This is a genomic window from Holdemanella porci (assembly GCF_019052655.1).
Classification (GTDB): domain Bacteria; phylum Bacillota_I; class Bacilli_A; order Erysipelotrichales; family Erysipelotrichaceae; genus Holdemanella; species Holdemanella hominis.
Genome location: NZ_JAHQVB010000022.1, coordinates 1 through 20,663, shown reverse-complemented (window position 1 = coordinate 20,663; position 20,663 = coordinate 1). Strand labels below are relative to the sequence as shown.

At 34.9% G+C, this 20,663-nt stretch carries 19 protein-coding genes, 1 pseudogene and 1 riboswitch; of the genes and pseudogenes, 8 read left to right on the top strand and 12 right to left on the bottom strand.

Features of this window, described 5'->3' with window-relative positions; genetic code table 11:
• The first annotated feature begins 4 nt into the window (after window positions 1-4).
• The 6 genes from gltB (at window position 5) to KTQ83_RS05630 (ending at window position 8,661) form a co-directional block, all read left to right on the top strand.
• Window positions 5-4,444 (top strand): glutamate synthase large subunit, encoded by a 4,440-nt coding sequence (gltB, locus tag KTQ83_RS05655; RefSeq protein WP_217256224.1) that lies wholly within the window; start codon window positions 5-7, stop codon window positions 4,442-4,444.
• 15 nt (window positions 4,445-4,459) lie between these two features.
• Window positions 4,460-5,914: a glutamate synthase subunit beta gene (locus tag KTQ83_RS05650; protein ID WP_217256223.1), complete on the top strand. Its 1,455-nt coding sequence runs from the start codon at window positions 4,460-4,462 to the stop codon at window positions 5,912-5,914.
• A 61-nt stretch (window positions 5,915-5,975) separates the two neighbouring features.
• On the top strand, window positions 5,976-6,953 hold the full coding sequence (locus KTQ83_RS05645) for a S1C family serine protease (RefSeq protein ID WP_217256222.1): 978 nt from the start codon (window positions 5,976-5,978) through the stop codon (window positions 6,951-6,953).
• A gap of 150 nt (window positions 6,954-7,103) precedes the next feature.
• Entirely contained in the window at window positions 7,104-7,739 is a 636-nt protein-coding gene (locus tag KTQ83_RS05640) for an ECF transporter S component (RefSeq protein ID WP_217256221.1), read from the top strand.
• 68 nt (window positions 7,740-7,807) lie between these two features.
• A complete protein-coding gene (locus tag KTQ83_RS05635; protein ID WP_217256220.1) occupies window positions 7,808-8,353 on the top strand; it encodes an NUDIX hydrolase in 546 nt (181 codons plus the stop codon).
• A gap of 23 nt (window positions 8,354-8,376) precedes the next feature.
• Window positions 8,377-8,661, top strand: coding sequence for an HU family DNA-binding protein (locus tag KTQ83_RS05630; RefSeq protein ID WP_217256219.1), 285 nt, complete (start codon window positions 8,377-8,379; stop codon window positions 8,659-8,661).
• Window positions 8,662-8,698: 37 nt separating this feature from the next.
• On the opposite strand, the gene KTQ83_RS05625 is transcribed toward KTQ83_RS05630, so the two are convergent.
• From KTQ83_RS05625 to thiW, 11 genes are all read right to left on the bottom strand, one after another.
• Window positions 8,699-9,196, bottom strand: coding sequence for a PTS sugar transporter subunit IIA (locus tag KTQ83_RS05625; protein WP_217256218.1), 498 nt, complete (start codon window positions 9,194-9,196; stop codon window positions 8,699-8,701).
• A gap of 2 nt (window positions 9,197-9,198) precedes the next feature.
• Window positions 9,199-10,632, bottom strand: coding sequence for a glycoside hydrolase family 1 protein (locus tag KTQ83_RS05620; protein WP_280636084.1), 1,434 nt, complete (start codon window positions 10,630-10,632; stop codon window positions 9,199-9,201).
• Window positions 10,622-11,497, bottom strand: coding sequence for a MurR/RpiR family transcriptional regulator (locus tag KTQ83_RS05615; protein WP_217256216.1), 876 nt, complete (start codon window positions 11,495-11,497; stop codon window positions 10,622-10,624). The genes KTQ83_RS05620 and KTQ83_RS05615 overlap by 11 nt, the downstream gene beginning before the upstream one ends.
• A gap of 94 nt (window positions 11,498-11,591) precedes the next feature.
• A complete protein-coding gene (locus tag KTQ83_RS05610; RefSeq protein ID WP_217256215.1) occupies window positions 11,592-12,962 on the bottom strand; it encodes a PTS transporter subunit EIIC in 1,371 nt (456 codons plus the stop codon).
• Window positions 12,963-12,992: 30 nt separating this feature from the next.
• Complete coding sequence (locus tag KTQ83_RS05605; RefSeq protein WP_244975787.1) at window positions 12,993-14,882, bottom strand: oxidoreductase; 1,890 nt, start codon at window positions 14,880-14,882, stop codon at window positions 12,993-12,995.
• 184 nt (window positions 14,883-15,066) lie between these two features.
• Entirely contained in the window at window positions 15,067-15,837 is a 771-nt protein-coding gene (locus tag KTQ83_RS05600; RefSeq protein WP_217256214.1) for a GGDEF domain-containing protein, read from the bottom strand.
• Window positions 15,838-15,876: 39 nt separating this feature from the next.
• Window positions 15,877-16,215, bottom strand: a complete 339-nt coding sequence (locus tag KTQ83_RS05595) for a hypothetical protein (protein WP_217256213.1) — start codon at window positions 16,213-16,215, stop codon at window positions 15,877-15,879.
• Between the two features lie 45 nt (window positions 16,216-16,260).
• Window positions 16,261-16,422 (bottom strand): hypothetical protein, encoded by a 162-nt coding sequence (locus KTQ83_RS05590; protein ID WP_217256212.1) that lies wholly within the window; start codon window positions 16,420-16,422, stop codon window positions 16,261-16,263.
• 67 nt (window positions 16,423-16,489) lie between these two features.
• Entirely contained in the window at window positions 16,490-17,119 is a 630-nt protein-coding gene (thiE, locus tag KTQ83_RS05585; protein WP_217256211.1) for a thiamine phosphate synthase, read from the bottom strand.
• On the bottom strand, window positions 17,116-17,886 hold the full coding sequence (gene thiM, locus KTQ83_RS05580; protein WP_117923616.1) for a hydroxyethylthiazole kinase: 771 nt from the start codon (window positions 17,884-17,886) through the stop codon (window positions 17,116-17,118). Before thiM ends, thiE begins: the two co-directional genes overlap by 4 nt.
• A complete protein-coding gene (gene thiW, locus KTQ83_RS05575) occupies window positions 17,867-18,400 on the bottom strand; it encodes an energy coupling factor transporter S component ThiW (RefSeq protein WP_040466267.1) in 534 nt (177 codons plus the stop codon). The genes thiM and thiW overlap by 20 nt, the downstream gene beginning before the upstream one ends.
• Before the next feature lie 184 nt (window positions 18,401-18,584).
• A riboswitch (TPP riboswitch) is annotated at window positions 18,585-18,681 on the bottom strand.
• A 34-nt stretch (window positions 18,682-18,715) separates the two neighbouring features.
• On the opposite strand from thiW, the gene KTQ83_RS05570 reads away from it, so the two are divergent.
• On the top strand, window positions 18,716-18,979 hold the full coding sequence (locus KTQ83_RS05570) for a hypothetical protein (RefSeq protein WP_217256210.1): 264 nt from the start codon (window positions 18,716-18,718) through the stop codon (window positions 18,977-18,979).
• A 3-nt stretch (window positions 18,980-18,982) separates the two neighbouring features.
• Here the strand turns inward: KTQ83_RS05570 and KTQ83_RS05565 are convergent, their stop codons facing one another.
• Complete coding sequence (locus KTQ83_RS05565; protein WP_217256209.1) at window positions 18,983-19,732, bottom strand: GNAT family N-acetyltransferase; 750 nt, start codon at window positions 19,730-19,732, stop codon at window positions 18,983-18,985.
• A 555-nt stretch (window positions 19,733-20,287) separates the two neighbouring features.
• On the opposite strand from KTQ83_RS05565, the pseudogene KTQ83_RS05560 reads away from it, so the two are divergent.
• Window positions 20,288-20,663: pseudogene (locus tag KTQ83_RS05560) on the top strand (IS21 family transposase); the annotation flags it as partial.

The window sequence follows — 20,663 nt, the reverse complement described above, 5'->3', positions numbered from 1 at the left end:
AATTATGAATTATGAAATCGAACACGATGCCTGCGGTATTGGTACCGTAGTTCAAATCGATGGCAAACAAAGCTATGATGTCTTAGACAAAGCATTGCACATTGTAGAAAAACTAGAACACCGCGCTGGTAAAGATGCCAGTGGTAAAGTGGGTGATGGAGTTGGTATTCTCCTTCAAATCAGTGATGACTTTTTTCGCAACACATTAAAGAAAGACAACATCAAACTACCCGAACACTATGGTGTCGGTATGTTTTTCTTGCCAAGAAATAAACTGCTTTTAAACCAACACAAAAAAATGTTTGAAAAACTTGTCGAACAAGAAGGATGCACATTCATCACTTGGCGAAAAGTTCCATGTGATGATTCCATCCTCGGCCAAAAAGCCAAAGATTGTATGCCTAGCATTTACCAAGCCTTTGTCCAAGGCGATACAGATCTAGAACAAAAGCTATATGTGATTCGACGCGAATTTGAAAAGAGTTGTAAAGAAACCTATGTGGCCTCATTAAGCAGTCGTACCATTGTTTATAAAGGTATGTTTCTCGTTTCTCAATTAAGAAAATTCTACTTTGATTTACAAGATGAAAACTATAAGTCTGCGATTGCGATCGTACACTCACGTTTCTCTACCAATACAACACCATCATGGCAAAGAGCGCATCCAAACCGCTATATTGCCCACAACGGTGAAATCAATACCATCCGTGCCAACGTCAATAAGATGTTAGCACGTGAAGAAAGTATGCATTCAAAATTCTTGGATGAAAATTCAAGTAAGATCTTACCCATCATCAATACTTCGGGTTCCGATTCTGCCATGTTAGATAACGCCCTAGAATTCTTAGTCATGAATGGCATGCCACTTGAAAAAGCCGTTATGATCTTGATTCCAGAACCATGGAAACACCAAACCATGGATCAAAAGAAGAAAGATTTCTACCACTACTATGCCACAATGATGGAACCATGGGATGGTCCAGCCGCTATTTTATTTAGTGATGGGCAAAAAGTCGGAGCTGTACTTGACCGTAATGGACTTCGACCAAGTCGTTACTACCTAACAAGCGACAACATGTTGATTTTATCAAGTGAAGTTGGTGTATTGGATATTGATGAAAAGAAAATCGTAAAAAAATCAAGACTTGAACCCGGTAAAATGCTACTTGTGGATACCAAGAAAAAGAAATTGATTGAAGACTATGATCTTAAAAATGAATATGCCTCTTCAAATCCATATGGAGAATGGTTAGACAACCACTTATTATACCTGAAGGATCTACCAGCTCCTGATAAAAAAACACACATCCACTCGCAACATGAAAGAGATATTCTTTATAAAGTCTTCGGCTATACCTATGAAGATGTAAAAGATATTATTTTACCAATGGCCCGCGTAAAACTTGAACCAACAAGTGCGATGGGTACCGATATTCCTTTGGCAATTTATTCCCAAAATCATTTAAGTTTATTCCATTACTTTAAACAACTCTTCGCCCAAGTAACCAACCCACCAATTGATTCTTTACGTGAAGAAGTTGTCACAGATACAACCATCTATATTGGTAGTGATGGAAACCTGCTCCAAGATAAATCCGGCAACTGTACCGTCTTAGAGGTCAATAATCCCATTCTAACATCACGCGATATGGATAAGATTCGTCAATTAAATCAGACAGGATTTAAAAATGAAACGATTTCTCTATTATTCTATCGTGGCACATCGTTAAAAGAAGCATTAGAAAACTTATTTATTGAATGTGATAAAGCCTATCGAAATGGCGCCAATATTTTGATTCTTTCCGATAAAGGTGTCGATGAAGGTCACATGGCCATTCCAAGTCTTTTAGCTGTGTCTGCCTTAGAACAACACTTAGTTAAGACGAAAAAGAAAACCGATGTATCCATCATTCTAGAAAGTGGTGAACCAAGAGATGTTCATCAATTCGCAACGATTTTAGGTTATGGTGCAACTGCCATCTATCCATATTTAGCACATGAATGTATTGAAGAAATGATTCAATTGAATATGTTAGATAAAGAAGTAAATATTGCGATTGATGATTATAATGAAGCCATTTTAAAAGGTATTGTTAAGATTGCCGCAAAAATGGGTATTTCAACGCTTCAATCGTATCAAGGCGCTCAAATCTTTGAAGCCATTGGCATCTCTAAAGAAGTTATCGATACCTACTTCACAAACACTATTAGTGAAGTGGAGGGCATCACTTTAGAAGATATTGAAAAAGATTTGATCTATCATCATGATCGTGCTTATGATCCATTAGGACTTACAACCGATACAAGTCTAGATTCCATTGGATTCCATAAACTTAGAAAGGGTGATGGAAAAGAGGATCACTTATATTCTCCTGAAACCATTGTGAAACTTCAAAGAGCTACACAAACCAATAACTACGATTTATTTAAAGAATATTCCAGTGAATTGAATTCAAATAATCAAAAACATCATTTAAGAAGTCAATTGCACTTTAAAAAGACAAGAAATTCAATCCCATTATCGGAAGTGGAAAGTGAATACGAAATCGTAAAACGCTTTAAGACAGGTGCCATGAGCTATGGTTCTATCTCTGAAGAAGCCCATACATGTATGGCCATCGCCATGAATCGATTGGGTGGTAAATCCAATTCAGGTGAAGGTGGTGAAAAACCAGAACGTTTAGGTACAGAAAAGAATTCGGCTATTAAGCAAGTGGCGAGCGGTCGTTTTGGCGTCACCGAAGAATATTTAGTCAGTGCCAAAGAAATCCAGATCAAAATGGCACAGGGTGCAAAACCAGGTGAAGGTGGACACTTGCCAGGCAAAAAAGTCTATCCATGGATTGCGAAAACTCGATATTCAACGCCAGGTGTATCTTTAATTTCCCCTCCTCCTCACCACGACATCTATTCCATTGAAGATTTAGCTCAATTGATCTACGACTTAAAAAATGCCAACCCAAAAGCTCGAATTAGTGTTAAGCTTGTCTCCGAAGCGGGTGTTGGTACGATTGCATCTGGTGTTGCCAAAGCCGGAGCTACCGTCGTCTTAATTTCTGGCTATGATGGAGGAACAGGTGCGGCTTCCCAAAGTAGTATTCACCACGCGGGTCTTCCATGGGAATTAGGTTTGGCCCAAGCCCACCAAAACTTAGTCGAGAACGGTTTAAGAAGTCGTGTTTTAATTGAAACCGACGGAAAATTAATGACCGGAAAAGATGTAGCCATTGCCTGCTTATTAGGTGCTGAAGAATTTGGCTTTGCGACTGCACCACTTGTTACTATGGGATGTATGATGATGCGTGTATGTAATCTAGATACTTGTCCTTTTGGTGTGGCTACACAGAACCAAAAATTAAGAAAGCGTTTCAAAGGAAAGCCAGAATATGTCATGAATTTCATGCTGTTTATTGCGCGTGAATTAAGAGAAATTATGGCTGATCTTGGCTACCACACAATCAATGAAATGGTGGGTCATACGGACAATCTAGAAGTGAATGAAGATGCGAATATGGATTACTCTAACATTTTAATGACACCTTACAATATTCATTATGAGCCAAAAGATACATACGATTTTGAACTTGAAAAAACGGTAGATATGAAAATATTGCTTCCTAAGTTTGAGCCTTATTTCAATGAGAAAAAGCCTCATGCGGAAACAATCTCCATTTCAAGTACAGATCGTACAGTCGGAACTATTTTATCCAGTGTAGTCACAAAACAATTTAATAACACTCTACAAGACGATACATATACTGTTCATTGTAACGGTGGTGCAGGACAATCTTTTGGTGCTTTTGTACAAAAAGGAATCACTTTAGATGTTCATGGCGATGCGAATGACTACTTTGGCAAGGGCTTATCTGGTGGTAAGTTGATCATTCAACCTAAAAAAGAAGCGACTTTCAAGCCAAATGAAAACGTCATTATTGGTAATGTGGCCTTATATGGTGCTACTAGTGGTGAAGCCTATATTCGTGGTATGGCCGGTGAACGTTTTGCGGTACGTAACTCAGGAGCAAGTGCTGTAGTCGAAGGTATTGGAGATCATGGCCTTGAATATATGACAGGCGGTACTGTTGTGATTTTAGGTCAAACTGGTAAAAACTTAGCAGCGGGCATGTCTGGTGGTATTGCGTATATTTATGATCCTAACCATGATTTATATACACGTTTAAATAAACAATTAGTCAATACGTATGAAGTGAGTGGTAAAGCGGATATTGAAACATTAACGCAATTATTAAAGAATCACTACAAATATACAAATTCAGATGTTGCCCAAAAGATTTTATCAAATCTTGATCATGAATTATCCAACTTTAAAAAGATCGTACCTAAAGATTATGAAAAGATCACAACATTGATTCAAGAATTAAAGGCCAAAGGCTATCATGATGATGAAGCCAGTCTAATGGCTTTTGAACAAGTACATGCTTAGAAAGGATGAAAGATTATGGGAAAACCAACAGGATTTTTAGAATATGAAAGACAAGAAAACGAGGCCATCCAACCTCTTTCTCGTATCACAAACTTTAATGAATTTCATCCTTTTTTAGATGAAGAAACAAGACGTAAACAAGGTGCACGCTGCATGAATTGTGGCGTTCCCTTTTGTCAGTCAGCTATTAAGTTAAAAAACATGGTGACAGGCTGCCCATTACATAACTTAATTCCAGAATGGAATGATGAAATCTATAATGGCAACGATAAAAGAGCGTTATCAAGATTATTAAAAACCAATCCATTCCCTGAATTTACCGGTCGTGTCTGCCCTGCTCTTTGCGAAAAAGCTTGTTTGAATGGTTTAGACCAAGAACCAGTCACAATCAAAGAAAATGAATTGTATACGATTGAAACAGCCTATACTAACAAATGGATGTCACCTTATGTTCCTAGTGTACGCTCCGATAAAAAGGTCGCCATCATTGGTTCAGGGCCTGCAGGACTTGCGCTTGCGCATGATTTAAATCGAAGAGGCCATTCTGTGACAGTCTTTGAAAAAGAAGATCGTATTGGTGGTTTATTGATGTATGGCATTCCAAATATGAAGCTTGAAAAGAAAGTCATTCAAAGAAGATTCGAAATACTTTCGGAAGAAGGAATCATCTTTAAAACCAATGTGAATGTAGGTAAAGACATCACCAAAAAGGAATTGGAAAAAGAATATGATGCGATTGTCTTTGCGACTGGATCTAAAAAGGCTCGTGATCTAAATGTAAAGAATCGTGATTGTAATGGCATTTATTTTGCGGTGGACTACCTTACAAAGGCTACGAAACATTTGTTGGATAACACAGAAGAAATTTCTGCCAAATATAAACATGTCGTGATTGTCGGTGGTGGAGATACTGGAAATGATTGTGTTGGTACAAGCATTCGTCAGGGTTGTGCAAGTGTTGTTCAAATTGAAATGATGCCTAAAGCACCCGATGAAAGACTTCAAAGTAATCCTTGGCCCGAATGGCCAAAGATCTGTAAGACAGATTATGGTCAAGAAGAAGCGATTGCCATCTTTAAAAAGGATCCTCGCATCTACGAAACAACAATTAAGGAATGTATTTTAGATGAAAAGCAAAATCTGAAACAGATCAAGACAGTAAAAGTCCACTTTAACAATGGTAAACTTGAAGAAGTAAAGGGTTCCGAACAAATTTTAGACTGTGATTTATTATTGATTGCGGCTGGTTTTATTGGTGTTGAAGATGATTTAAAGAAGAATTTTAAATTGGAAACTTCACAAAGAAACACGATTGTGACACAACCAAATTCTTATCAAGTCAAAGACAAATACTTTACAGCTGGAGATTGTCATAGAGGTCAATCCTTAGTTGTATGGGCTATTCACGAAGGTAAAGAGTGTGCTAAAGAAGTGGATACGTATTTAATGGGTTACACAAATATGGAATAATTTAAAGTTCATTTAAGCTTATTGCGATATCCTTGTATTGTAAATAAGGAGGTACAAGGACATGAAAAATGAAATGCCAAAAATTCCAAATTCTAATCATAAATTATTAAAGAAAGGTACAAAGCTTGTATTGAGTGCGGCCACATTTGGTGTAGTTGCGGCCGGAAGTTTTCAAGGTGTCAACTATGTGGTTGATAACTATAATAAACAAGATACAACACTTCAAAGTACAAATGTTGTGAAAACTTCAAGTTCAACGACTTCAAATGTGAGTGCAGTCGCTCAAAATTGTATGCCTAGTATTGTATCGATTACCAATGTTTCGGTATCAGATGTACAAAATTATTTTAGTATGTATGGAAATAACTCAAGAAGCAATCCGTTTACGCAACAAGAAAGTACAAGTGTCGGTAGTGGTGTTATCATTAATAAAAAGAATGGTGAAATCGATATTTTGACAAACTATCATGTCATTGAAGGTGCAACTACACTTACTTGTACATTAGCGGATAATACAAATGTTGAAGCCACAGTAAAAGGTGTAGATGCAGATCGTGACTTAGCTGTGATATCGATTAAGACAAGTGATTTAAGTGAAGATACTTTAAAACAAATTGCGATTGCGACAATTGGAGATAGTGACAAACTACAAGTCGGTGAACAAGTCGTTGCGATTGGTAATGCTTTAGGTTATGGTCAAAGTGTTACAACAGGTATTGTATCGGCTACAAATCGTAGTGTTTCAACAAGTTCAGATACAGACAAATCACAATCGTATATTCAAACCGATGCAGCTATTAACCCAGGAAACTCGGGTGGAGCATTATTGAATATGAGTGGTGAATTGATTGGCATCAACTCAGCCAAATTAAGTGATACGAATGTAGAAGGTATGGGCTATGCGATTGCGATCAGCGATGTCAAAGATTCAATCAATACTATGCTTGAAGGAAAAGATGTAAGTAAGTCATCAAATCAATCTTCTTATTATAACAATGATGCGGATGATTATTCTTCTCCATTTGATTTTTGGAACTAAAACAGGGACTTGATTCCTGTTTTTTTTTGTTGTAAACTATTGAAGATGTTTTTTTGTGGATATGGATCTAAGGACCATAATCTATGTATGAAGATATCAATTCGATTAGTTACATCGTATTCTTAAAAAGAAACGAAAGTAGGAGGAAATATGAACAAATCAAAACTATCAGTACGCCAGATGTGCTTATTGGCTTTATTTTTAGCCATCGAAATCATCATGTATTTAACACCAATTGGATACTTACGTATCAACGCATTAAGTGTTACATTAATGCACGTGCCTGTAATTATCTTGGCTAGTACAATGGGACCTACAGCCGGTGCTTTCTTAGGATTCGTATTTGGTTGTACTTCCGTAATTGGAGCTACAATGACACCTGGAATCACAAGCTTTGTCTTCTCTCCATTTATCACAGTTGGTGGAATTTCTGGTAACTTCTTTAGTTTAGTTATAGCTTTAGTACCACGTATTTTGTTGGGTGTGATTGCTGGTTATGTATTTAAATTTGCGAAAAAATACGCAAAGAATACTCCAGTCGCTGCAGGTATTGCAGCAGCTGTAGCGACAGTATGCCACACAATCATGGTATTAGGGATGATCGTTATCTTATTCGGTCCTCAATACTCACAAGCTTTAGGCATTAGCCAAGCTGCATTGAACGGTGTTATGGCTGGTGTCATAGGAACAAATATGATTCCTGAAGTCATCGTAGCTGTTGTTTCAAACATGGCTTTAGCGACTGCATTAAGTTCAAGATACGTTGGAATTGCTCAACAAGCATAGTCAATGAATAGTGTAACTTTGGTTACACTATTTTTTTTATTTGGATTATAATAATTTGGGTGATAAAAATGGATTTAAATTGGAAATTAAATAAAACCGAACATATTGTACAAGATGAATGGATCGACTTTCGTAAAGAGTCATTTATTCTTCCAGACGGAAAGGAATTCTCCCCTTTCTATAACTATTCAAGAAGAAACTTTGTCGTGATTATCGCAAGAACAAAAGATGATAAATATATAACAGTTCGTCAATTCAGACATGGTCTAAAAAAAATAACAACTGAATTTTGTGCGGGTGGCATTGAAGGAAACGAACATGAAAGTGCCTTATTAGCAGCTAAGCGTGAACTACAAGAAGAAACAGGCTACGTTTCAGATCACTGGAAACATATATATACCATTCCCAGCAATCCTACCATAGCGGATAATTATGCGTATTTATATTATGCCGATGATTGTGAAAAAGTATCGAATCAGCATCTAGATTCGACAGAATTTTTAGAAGTCAAAGAATATACAGAAGATGAAATCAATGATTTAATTAAAAACAACGAATTTGTTCAACCAATTCATCTAATGGGTTGGCTAATGGTGAAAAAAGGCTTATTATAGGGATATAAAGGAGACTTATAAACATGGAAAAATTAACTAAAAAGGACATCATTTCAAACATTGCCCAAGATTCTCATTTAACTAAAAAAGACATTACTGAAGTTGTTGACTTGGCACTTACACAAATCTTTGAAGGTTTAAGTGAAGGAAAAACGGTAGATCTTGCAGGATTTGGAAAATTTGAAATCACTGAAAGAAAAGCCAGAGAAGGAATTAATCCTCTAACGAAAGAAAAGATTCAAATTGAAGCTAGCAAATCTGTTAAGTTCAAAATTGCCAAAGCTCTAAAAGAAGCCGTTAATAAATAATATCAAAACAAAAAGCATCCCTAGAGATGCTTTTTAATTACTTTAACACACTATCCCCTCGTTTAACAGATTTTGGTTCTGTAAATTGAGCAGGCGTATCTAAATTATTTGTGATAATCAACATTGTATTTATATTATATTTTTTTGATAGCTTTTTAAAATCAACTTCAACAATTGGTTGTCCCGCTTTAACAACATCTCCTTGTTTAACATTCATGACTTTAAAACCATCTCCGTTGGCTTCCACTGTATTAATGCCAATATGAACCAATAATTCCATACCATTCTTCATTTGAATTCCAAAAGCATGTCCTGTAGGAAATAGCACAGATAAAGTCCCATTGGCTGGAGAGCAAAGGGTTACTTTGTCATTTCCAAAATCAAACGCTGTTGTTTCTCCCATTAATTTTTTTGAAAATATATCATCTGGTACTGTACTTATATCTATTAATTCACCCTCCGCCATTGCGACAACAGAAGTGTCATCAACATTTAATGGTTCTAATTTTTCTTTCTTTTCAAAAAACTTAAACATATTTATTTTTCCATTCCATTTGATGCGATAACCTTTTTATACCAATTAAAAGAATCTTTTCTTTCACGAGAATAATCACCAGTACCATCATCAAATTTATTTACATATATAAAGCCATAGCGCTTTGCCATTTCTCCAGTCGAAGCACTGACTAAATCAATACATCCCCATGGTGTATAACCAATTAAGTCCACACCATCTTCAACTGCATTCTCCATAGCTTCAATGTGACTACGTAAATAATCAATTCTATATGAATCATGAATCCTACCATCATCACTTCTCGTATCATATGCGCCTAAGCCATTTTCTACGACCATAATTGGAATTTGATAACGATCATAAATCTCATTCAAACTATATCGAAGTCCATCTGGATCAATTTGCCATCCCCATGCAGATGCCTCCAGATAAGGATTTTTTACGCCACCCGCTAAATTACCTTCTACAGTTTCATCGTCATCATGTGTAGTAATACAAGACGACATATAATATGAACACGTATAAAAATCTACTGTTCCTTCTTTTAAAACTTTCTTATCTTCGTCGCTGATTTTTAAATCAATATAATGCTCTTTAAAATAATGATTCATATAAGAAGGATATTCACCACGAACTTGTACATCCGAACAAAACCAATTCAACACACGATTATGTTTTTGATTTTCTAAAACGTCCAAAGGATCACAAGTTCTAGGATAAGACGTTAAGAAAACATTCATGTCTCCCATCTTAAATTGAGGATAATTTTTATGTGCATATGCGATTACTTTTGCGGATGCGACTAACTGATGATGTAAGGCTTTAAAACGAGTTTGCGGACTACAATCCGCCTCTACAACAGGACCACTATAATCTTTAACACAACCTAAAGATAAAACGGTTCCAAGTTTTGTGACTCCTCCATTGATTTCATTAAATGTAAGCCAATATTTTACTAAATCTTTATATCGATCAAAGACAGTATGACAATATTTTTCAAAAAGAGAAATCACCTCAACACTTGCCCAACCATTATACTTTTCGACTAATGCGTATGGCATTTCATAGTGACTCAAAGTAACTAAGGGTTCGATTCCATATTTTTTACATTCTTTAAAAACATTCTCATAAAACTCTAAACCTTTTTCATTCGGTTCTTCTTCCATTCCTGTAGGATAAATTCTTGTCCAATTAATGGAAGTTCTGAAAACTTTAAATCCCATTTCAGCAAACAATGCGATATCCTCTTTATAATGATGATAAAAATCAATCGCCTCATGACTTGGATATAAAGTATGATCTTCAATTTTTGTAGTAATTCTTTTAGGATTTAACTTTGTACCATTCGTACACATATCCGAAACGGAGATTCCTTTTCCATCGATATCCCATGCACCTTCAAATTGGTTAGCAGCACAAGCTCCACCCCATAAAAAATCTTTTTTAAATGCCATCATCATCACCTCTATTTTTATTTCTTTCAATCATATAAGCCTTTTCTTTTGTGATTTTCGTATTACTATCATAATTATATTGATACAAAAAGGAAAATAGACAATCTAAAACAAAATGAAAAGCACTATATATTGCGAATGTATCTATTTTTGCCTCATATGAATTATTTTCTTCAATATCCACTAAGATAACTTCTTTACATTCACGTGCTACCGTACTATTTGGAGTTGAAGTAATACCAACAGTATAACGTCCTTGTTTTTTTAATAAATGCAAGCTTTCAACAACATCTCGATTTTCGCCTGATAAAGATATCACTAGATTTACTGTATTCTCAGTTCCAGCTAAAGCATAACCCGGTAAAAAGCATGCTTCCTGTGTTAAATTCACAATTTTACCAAAGCGTAGCATCTTTTGTTGGAATTCCATAGCTACAGTTACTGATGTGCCTACACTAAATATATTGATCATATCTGCCTTATCCATTCTTCTAACAATTCGATGGAACTGATTGTAGTTAAAACAAGATATCGTTTTCGCAATTGTTTCTTGATTCAATCTTTCCAATTGTTTAGCAATTTGTTCATATGAATCTTCTCCGGTAAAAGGATAATTTACGTTAACTACACCATTTTTTGCATAAGCCTCATACTCTGAATTAAATAAGATTTGAAATTTCTTATATCCATCCAATCCTAATTTATGACAAAATCTTGTAATTGTTGAAGTTGAAGAATATGTGACTTGAGCAAGAGATGAAATAGACATATTTTTTACTTCGTATCCATTTCTTAACAAATAATCTGCAATACTTTTTTCAATATCCGTAAATTCTTCATGTTTTATTAGTTTATCAATAATCATAAAAAGTTCTCCCCCTATCATTACCTTAACAATTCCATTATATCAAATACAGTAACCAGTATAAGGAGAGAACTTAAATTAAATTAGGACAATTTTAATCAAATTCTTTAACTTTTCCGCTCTTTAACAAGAATGCTGTTGTTACAAATCCAACTAAAATTGCTGCCACAATACCAATACAATACATTGGGAAGTTCACACATCCAAACCATCCACTAAATGCTAAGATTCCAGAGAATGCAAAGTTAGTTGCTGCAACTTTACCAATCCCTAAGATTAAACCTCCAATAGCTCCAGAAACAATCATAGATCCAATTAACCATTTGTTTCTCAAAATAATACCATAAAGTCCAGGTTCTGTGATTCCACATAAAGCATTTGTGAATGCTGCAGATCCAGCTGTCGCTTTATCACCCGCATTTTTAGCAAATAATGCGACGGCCAAACATATACCTAAAGCAGCATAGTTACCCATACCACCAGCAGCTAGTGCAGGTTCAAATCCTTGTTCTGCCATAACACCTAACAAAATTGGAGTAATAGCCCAATGCATACCAAGTAGAATTACCAATGAGAAGAAGGCACCAAATACAACGCCTACCAAAATTGTATTTGCGCAAATCAAGTTATAAACAGCTGTAATTCCATTTGCAATCATTCCACCAACAGGTCCAAATACCAAGATAGTTAGTGGAGCAAAAACAACTAAGCATAATAATGGTACTAAAATAAATTGTGTAACTTGTGGCAAATATTTCTTTAATGCTTTTTCAAAATAACTCATAAAGAAAATAGCTAATAAAATAGGAATAAATGATCCTGTAAAGTTATATGCAGTAAAATTAATACCTAATAATGAAGCTTTTTCACCCGTAACCAACAAATTAGAAACACCTGGATACATAATGACAGCTCCTAAAGTAACAGCTACATATTGATTACATTTAAAGTGTTTCGCGGCTGTAAATGCTAATAAAATTGGGAAGAAGTTAATCAACGCATAGAAAATCGCATAGAATGTTTGATATGTAAGTCCCGCACTATCTACAAGTCCCATATTGGCAAGTAATCCAATAAGACCTGAAGCAATACCTCCTGTAGCCAAAAGCGGAATATATGGTGCATATACATCTGACATCAATCTAGAAAAACGATCAAGCAAACCTACTTTTTCATTTACTTCCACTTCTTTTGATGCTGTTAATCCTTTTGCTTTTAATTCAGGAAGTTCCATCAATTGATTGTATACATCTGTAACATGTGTTCCAATTAAAACTTGATAATATCCAGAACTCACTAAAGTTCCAAGAACTCCCTTTACATTCTTCAATGCTTTCTCATCAAACTTACTTCCATCATTTAATGTAAATCGTAATCGAGTGGCACAATGAATACAGTTTTCAATATTATCTGTACCGCCTACTCCTTTAATTATTTCTTGAATCAAAGTTGAATAATCTTTCATTTTTCATCTCTCCTTTACTATTCTAACTTTTTAAATATTTAAAGCATTCACAAAACCTTCATAGTTTGCATTCATTATACTTGATGGTCTAATGCAATCTCCAATCGCCACCGTATCTCTACAAATACCATAGAATTGTTCAACTAAATCAATCTGCGGAACAAGTCCAGTCGATAAAATCAAAGTATCGTATGGTAAATTCAACTGATTTCCATCTTTATCCTTATACCAAATATTCACATCCTCAATCTTCGTACAACTACAACTTAATAAAGAGCGAATATTATCATGAAGTAAAAATTTTTGTCTTAACGCCTCACGATATAACGAATTTGCATTAGCTGCCAAGACATCTGTTACTTCTATTACTGAGACATCTTTTCCATCTTCTGCAAGTTCTAATGCAATCTCACAACCAATACTTCCACCACCAAGAATTGCTACCTTTTGGCCTAACATTTCAGGATTTAGAATCGCTTTTGTTGCCAATACAACCTTTTCATTATCAATTCCAGGAATTGGAAGAATTCTTTCTTTTGCACCCATCGCAATTAAGATAGAATCTGGATTTAATTCCTTAATCATTTTTGGAGTAGCCTCAGTATTTAATAAGACTCGAATCGAACGCTTCTCAATTTGTGTTCGATAATATGTCAATAATCTTTGTACTTCTTCTTTATGTTTTTCACTGGCAATAACCTTTAATAAACCACCTAAAGAATTACTTTTTTCAATTAAAGTCACATCATGACCACGATCTGATGCTGTAATAGCTGCTTTTAATCCAGCTGGACCCGCTCCAATAATTACCACATGTTTCTTTTCAGAAGTTTTACCAATACATCTTTGTGAAGGAACAAAGCTTTCATTATGAAATCTAGGATTTACAGAACATCCTACATTCCAATGATCGGTTGCAATATGATAACAATTTGAACATCGCAAACAAGGTACTATATCTTCAGGATGTCCTAACATTGCTTTTTTTGGCCAATATGGATCAGCTAATAAAGACCTACCAAAAGCCACCATATCTACATATCCCTTTGCAATGATTTCATCCGCCATCTTAGGCGTCAGAATGGCACTTACCATTGAAACTGGAATATCAAGCTCTTCTTTGATTCTCTTCGCATATTTAAGATTCGGCATTGCTTCCTCTAAATTTGTTGTAATACAATGAACGTTTGCCTCAAAAATTTTATCAATACCCGAAGAAACTTGTACTGTATCTACATATTTTTGAGCCTGTTTCAAGAAGTATAAAACATCTTCAAACGAAATTGAATCTTCAATCCATTCATATGCACTAATTCGCATATCAATTGGATAATTATTCCCAACTGCCTTTCGAACAGTTTCCAAAATTCTTAATGGAAAGCGACAACGATTTTCAATGCTTCCACCATATTCATCTGTACGATGATTATAATGTGGAGATAAAAATTGAGCAGGAAGCCAACCATGACCAAAATGTAAGAAAATACTATCAAAACCAATTTTTTTAGCACCTTGTACAGTTTGTGCAAACCAATCTAACGTTTCCTCCATCATTTCTTCGTCCATCTCTTTAACTTCTACACCATCATCACGAACAAATTCACTTGGCCCTTTCGCGTATCCATGGACTCTTGCATCTTGTCCACCATGGAAAATTTCAATTGATGCCTTAGCACCACCTTTATGAATTTTTAGAACTCTTTCTCTAGTCTTTTCCCTTTCATATTTTGAAAATAAGTAGGGTTCATCTGGACTGGAAAAACTTGATTTGCCTGGTTCTACAATGGCATGACCCGCAATCACCATGGCTGCACCTCCCATAGCTTTTTCTTCAAAATCATCCCCTGTAGGTGTCGCAATGATTCGATTTTTTAAAATCATTCCATTGATATTAATGGGTTGAAACAAATGATCGAACATATCATTTCTCCTTTCTTTGTCATTTCGCAAATTCATCATAAGTGACATAAAATTCATTTTCAATATGTCATATTTGTTTAGAAAATTATTTTCTTCTTCCGATAATTCAATTCTCAATTTATGAAAATTTTTACCAATTGTTAGTGCTTACACTAAAAATTAACAAAAAAAAGAAGCTAAACACTTATTCGTTATAGCTTCTTCGATCATTACCACTTATATTATAATACTCAGATTTACTCTTATACATTCTTTCATCCGCTAATTTAGAAACAGAATGAATTGAATCAAAATCTTGTTCAGAAGACTTGACGACACCATATGATACAGATATTGAATTGGAATACTTACCATGCCAATCATGAATAGTCACATCAAATACTTGTAATATAGAATCGATATTCGATACAGATTCTTGAATCAATACGACAAATACATCTCCACCAATACGATATATTTTTCCATAAGAGGCAAACGCAAACTTCATGCAGTTACTAGCCGCACAAATCAGTTCATCTCCTGCACTATGCCCAAGTGAATCATTGGCTTGTTTTAAACCATTTAAGTCTAAAAATATATAAGCCCATTCCGTATTTAAATCTAACTGTTCCATATCCGTATCATACGCACGTCGATTGAAACATTTCGTCAATTCATCCGTATTTGAAGTATACATATACTTTTCTTTTTCATACTTCTCCTTTAATACTCTAGAAAGCATTAAAACAAGTAAGCATGAAGCTGAAGTTAGATAAATACCGACAATCAATATCGCAACAATATTAGTTTGAGCATTCATTGACTCCAACATACATACAGCTACAATATAATCTCCATGTTTACGTTTTACAAATCGATAGCCTTTATGATTGAAATGAGCCGTATTTCCAACCCACGATGCATCTGTTGCTCCCAAAATCTTTTTTGTCTTTGCGTCCACCACATAAATTTCCATTCCCTTATACACAGGCATATCAGCTACAACATTTGAAATTTAGTTTTGTTTCAACTCCTTTAAAAGACGCTTTGGCGTAATACCCACTTGAACCATATGCGTTTTCGACTCATTCCAAGTAATCGCATACATCATCTCTTTAGCTTCAGCCGTATTTGGCGTGACATCCTGGCATAATGTTAAATCTTTATTATTTAACATCTGTTTAAAGAAAGCCATTTGTTCACCTGAATCAAAGCTATATCCAAAATACTTAGGTATCGAACCCGAATAGATCGTTCCCGTATCATCAATAAAATGAATTTCATCCACGGACATTAAAGATGCGATTTTTTGATGTTTATCAATATCATATTCAACTTCCGGCTTGGCATCCACAATATAAGATATGGCTTTAGCACGTACTATATAATCATCTTTTAATTATTTCACAAATCGCTCTTCATTCGACTCATTTTTATCAAGATCCGCAATCACACGATCCAATAATACATAGGATGTGGTTTGCACATTCTTTTCATTTACATATCTTAATATACATGCTTCAAGAATCAATACGAGGGCAACAATGGTGATTGAAAGCACTAATATTTTTCTTTCTCTCGCAATTACTATTTTAGGTTATATTTTTCAAAAATAAAAGTGGCATTTGTTATGCCACGATTTTTTGAATCGATTTCTTCAATTCTTCAGCTGCTTTTTTTGTATCCTCTTGATCCATAATAGCCGATACAACACAAACACCTTGAATAGGACTCTTTTCTAAAACAGAAAGATTGTCTTTATTTAATCCTCCAATCGCACAGACCGGAATCTTGACAGCCGAACAAATGCCATTCAATGTTTCCACACTCGTAATCGTCGTCTTCACATGCGTCTTTGTCGGATAAATAGCACCACAACCCAAATAGTCAGCACCATCAGCCTCTGCTTTTTTTGCAACTTCAACAGTCTTTGCGGTAGCCCCAATAATACAATCTTTTCCCATTATTTTACGAGCTACAGAAATTGGCATATCTTCATTTCCTAAATGAACACCACATCCTACAGCCATTGCGACATCGATTCGATCATCAATAATTAATGGAATATGATAAAAATCAGTAATCTCTTTTACTTTTAAAGCGAGTTCATAGTACTCTAAAGTCGACTTATTTTTTTCACGAAGCTGTATAATGGTTGCTCCACCTAGACATGCCCCTTTAACTTTATTTAAAAAAGTTTCTTCATCATAACCATCTGAATTGGTAATAAAATATAATGTATAATCTACTTTTTTCATCCTAACACCTCAATTTTAAACAAAGATTCATCAAAACTGGTAAGTTTATAGATCTCATCCATAAAATGCATATGAAAAGTTCCAGGTCCTTCACTTTTCGTCTTTTCTGCAGCAACTTCATAATAACAAGTTGCCTTAATACAAGCCAATAATGGAGAATAACTAGCTAAAAATGTAGCGATTGCCACATTTAACATACATCCAGTGCCTGTGATTCTTGAAAGCATTTCACAACCATTTGAAATTAAATTCACGTCTTTACCATCTGTAATGACATCAATCTTGCCGCTACAAACAACTACACAACCAAGATGTAAAGCCATGTCCTTTAGCCATTTTGCGCTTTCATAGATATTCTCTTCATCGAGAACATCCGCATCTACACCGTGCGCATGACTTGTCATCCCATAAAAAGCTTTACATTCACTGATGTTCCCTTTAATGACGGTTGGACAATATAAAGAAACAAGTTCTTTGGCATAATTTAATCGAAGTGTTGAACAAGCCACTCCAACCAAATCTAAAATGAATGGTATTCCTTTTTCTTTGGCACATTTTGCACTAATCATCATAGACTTAGCTCTTACATCATCAAAGTTACCTAAATTTAATGCCAAAGCCGCAGAATGGCAAGTGATATCATCAACTTCATCGGGGTGACAAGCCATAATTGGCTTCGCTCCTAAAGCTAATATAAGATTTGCACAATCATTAATTGAAATCGGATTTGTGATACAGTGAATCAAATTATTCGTTTGTTTCAACAAATTTTTGCACTCCTAACTTTCTTTGAATATTTTCTAGGATTCCACTACGAGACATCGACTTCAATAAAACATACGCAATACTTCCACCGATGATTGTACCCATTAAAAAGCTAGGTACATAGAACATCCATGTAAGTCCAGTTCTTCCCCATAAATATGTCATCACTGGATATGAAAGAACAGAACCAATTAAACCTGTACCAATGACTTCACCAAGTACGGCAGCCCAGATTTTTCCTTTACTAACACGATATAAAATACCAGATAATGTAGCTCCAAAAATGGCACCAGTTAAAGCCAATGGTGGAATTCCCATAACTGTCATACGAATTAAACCAATAGCTAAAGCACAAAGAAATGAATACCAAGGCCCCATAAATACAGCCATTGTGATATTAATCAAGTGTGCCATAGGACACATTCCTTCTACACGTAAGATTGGAGAAATGACTACTCCAACAGCTACCATCATTGAAAAAAAGACTAAGCTTAATAAGTAATTGTGTTTATTCATAATACTACCTCCTACAGATACAGATGGCCTAGAAAACACGCAAAAAACCATCTGTGGTCTCGGTATTAGACAAACAGTCCTCTCTCATCCTGTCAATTCAGGCTCCCTCGCTTGTTTTCTATACTCTAGGCGCTCCCCTACAGTAAGGCAATAAAATAAAAAGACCTGCAACGTAAAAAGACAGGTCAAAAAAATCTATACTTCCTACGCCGGCATTATCCGTCAGGTTTAATGGGTCGAAGTCGAACTTCCTCTCAGCAATAGCTCCCCAGATTTATCTACTACATTTAGAATTTTAGTACAAAACAATTTAAAGTGCAAGCCAAATATGAGATCAAGAAGGAATTTACGAATGAAACAAGACAAGAATCATTTCTAGTCATTTTAGCAATCTATTTTTTGATCTTTTTAACTATGGCAATGTCTCCATATGTGATTGTGAGTGGAGAAGAAAATTCCTTATCCCACATTCTATTTTTTGCAAGCCTTATTAGTACCAATCTGATTGTTCCATTTGCACTAAACACAATTTACTTGGTATATTTATTATTTAAAACCATCATGTCTCAAGATAATTAGTGCCTATTTTAGCTTTTCAACAAGTTTTAAAAACTTCTTCTCATTCATTACATCATTCGTTATATAATCACCATTATAGAATAAGGCATAGGTAGTGATAGGAGTTGGCGCATTCTGCGCCTTTTCTTTTGTATCTATATGAATCGCTTTAAATTCTATATTTTGTTCTTTTGAAACATTCTCTATAATCGGAACATACTTCGCATTAAAAGGACATTGACTTGTATAATATAAGACAAAGCCAGACTCTTCGATATGACATTCTTTTGCACAAGATTTAAATTGAGGAACTTTTGAATCATTAAAATTCAAGTACCACAATTGAATACCATTACTCGCTTCATCAGAGATTTTAAAACCTTTATATGTTAAAAATTTAGGATCTGCAAGATACGGCGTCTTCTTTTTTGTAGATAAGATACAAATTCCATCCATTCCCTTCTTCTTACTGTCTTCAATACACATATTTAATAATTCACTCGAATAGCCATGACCCTTTAAAGATCCACAAACCCATAGACAATCAATATACATATAATTTTCTGCGTCCACACCAATCCACGCATTCTTTGCAGGAATATACTCAATAAAGCATTTCCCTCTTACAGATGATTTAATAAAGACAAGTCCTTCTTCAAAGCGATCAGACAACCAATCTTTCTTTGATCTTACTTGGACATCTGAATTACTACTAATGGCACAACAAATGTGTTCTTGTTCAATATTTTCTTTTGTCACATATACATAATCCATACATTAACCTCAATAAAAGTATTATGAAGGAAAAAGGAGTTGAAATCAATCAACTCCTACGTGTTTTATTTTTCGAATTTAATAGCAGCCTATGAAGTAAAGAAAATATTCTGGACTGTCTTTTTTCATCCGTTATATGTAATGAGGAAATATCTTCAATTTCCTCTAATTTCATGGTGTTTTTGTTTTTAGTACCACTGAGATTCATTCTTGCTTTTACTTAACTCTCGCCGCTAAGATTAAGGTACCATTCAAATGTATTGTCGTCAATAGGAACTACAGAAGTAACAAAATCATGAAATTTTCAGATATGGCAGAAGAACTTCGTCTTCAACTTGAAAATCCAAACAGCGATTTAGAATCTTTTCAGGATCGTTTTTAAAAGTTGGTCACAGCTGAATGGTAAAATAAGTCCAGTTGATACGGCGACGAAGGCAATTGAATCCGTTGTATAAGTCCACACCCATATTGTAGATATAAAATATCATCCTCCTGTTGTAAGATAAAAACAGGTAAGTATACTTATCTAGTCTTGCGATTAGGAGGCGTTTTTTTATGCGGGATGTTAAAAGAGTTTTGGAAATGAGATCACAAAACTATACTCAACGACAGATTTCTGTATCTCTTAAAATTTCAAGGGATACAATAAGAAAAATTTTTAATGTAGCTGATGACAAGAAAGTGTGTTGGTCATCTATTAAAGATCTCAGTAAATCAGATGTCCAAAATTTATTATTTGAACAGGAGTTGAAAATCAATTTATCCATTAAGCAACCTGATTTTGATTACATCCATAAGGAACTATTAAAGCCAGGAACCACAATCAAACTGCTATGGGAAGCATATGTTGATGATTGTCGGTCAATCAAGAGTCCATTTTACCAGTATAGCTACTTTTGCGAACGATATCGTGATTACGTTAAAAAGCATA

What these genes read in the sequence shown, in the direction of transcription:
- KTQ83_RS05610 (WP_217256215.1), bottom strand. Translation starts at nt 12,962, where the DNA reads ATGAAAGATTATTCAACTTTGATTCAAGAAATAATTAAAGGAGTAGGC.
- KTQ83_RS05640 (WP_217256221.1), top strand. Translation starts at nt 7,104, where the DNA reads ATGAACAAATCAAAACTATCAGTACGCCAGATGTGCTTATTGGCTTTA.
- KTQ83_RS05635 (WP_217256220.1), top strand. Translation starts at nt 7,808, where the DNA reads ATGGATTTAAATTGGAAATTAAATAAAACCGAACATATTGTACAAGAT.
- KTQ83_RS05565 (WP_217256209.1), bottom strand. Translation starts at nt 19,732, where the DNA reads ATGGATTATGTATATGTGACAAAAGAAAATATTGAACAAGAACACATT.
- thiW (WP_040466267.1), bottom strand. Translation starts at nt 18,400, where the DNA reads ATGAATAAACACAATTACTTATTAAGCTTAGTCTTTTTTTCAATGATG.
- KTQ83_RS05600 (WP_217256214.1), bottom strand. Translation starts at nt 15,837, where the DNA reads ATGGAAATTTATGTGGTGGACGCAAAGACAAAAAAGATTTTGGGAGCA.
- KTQ83_RS05615 (WP_217256216.1), bottom strand. Translation starts at nt 11,497, where the DNA reads ATGATTATTGATAAACTAATAAAACATGAAGAATTTACGGATATTGAA.
- KTQ83_RS05645 (WP_217256222.1), top strand. Translation starts at nt 5,976, where the DNA reads ATGAAAAATGAAATGCCAAAAATTCCAAATTCTAATCATAAATTATTA.
- thiE (WP_217256211.1), bottom strand. Translation starts at nt 17,119, where the DNA reads ATGAAAAAAGTAGATTATACATTATATTTTATTACCAATTCAGATGGT.
- gltB (WP_217256224.1), top strand. Translation starts at nt 5, where the DNA reads ATGAATTATGAAATCGAACACGATGCCTGCGGTATTGGTACCGTAGTT.
- KTQ83_RS05625 (WP_217256218.1), bottom strand. Translation starts at nt 9,196, where the DNA reads ATGTTTAAGTTTTTTGAAAAGAAAGAAAAATTAGAACCATTAAATGTT.
- KTQ83_RS05620 (WP_280636084.1), bottom strand. Translation starts at nt 10,632, where the DNA reads ATGGCATTTAAAAAAGATTTTTTATGGGGTGGAGCTTGTGCTGCTAAC.
- KTQ83_RS05605 (WP_244975787.1), bottom strand. Translation starts at nt 14,882, where the DNA reads ATGTTCGATCATTTGTTTCAACCCATTAATATCAATGGAATGATTTTA.
- KTQ83_RS05650 (WP_217256223.1), top strand. Translation starts at nt 4,460, where the DNA reads ATGGGAAAACCAACAGGATTTTTAGAATATGAAAGACAAGAAAACGAG.
- KTQ83_RS05630 (WP_217256219.1), top strand. Translation starts at nt 8,377, where the DNA reads ATGGAAAAATTAACTAAAAAGGACATCATTTCAAACATTGCCCAAGAT.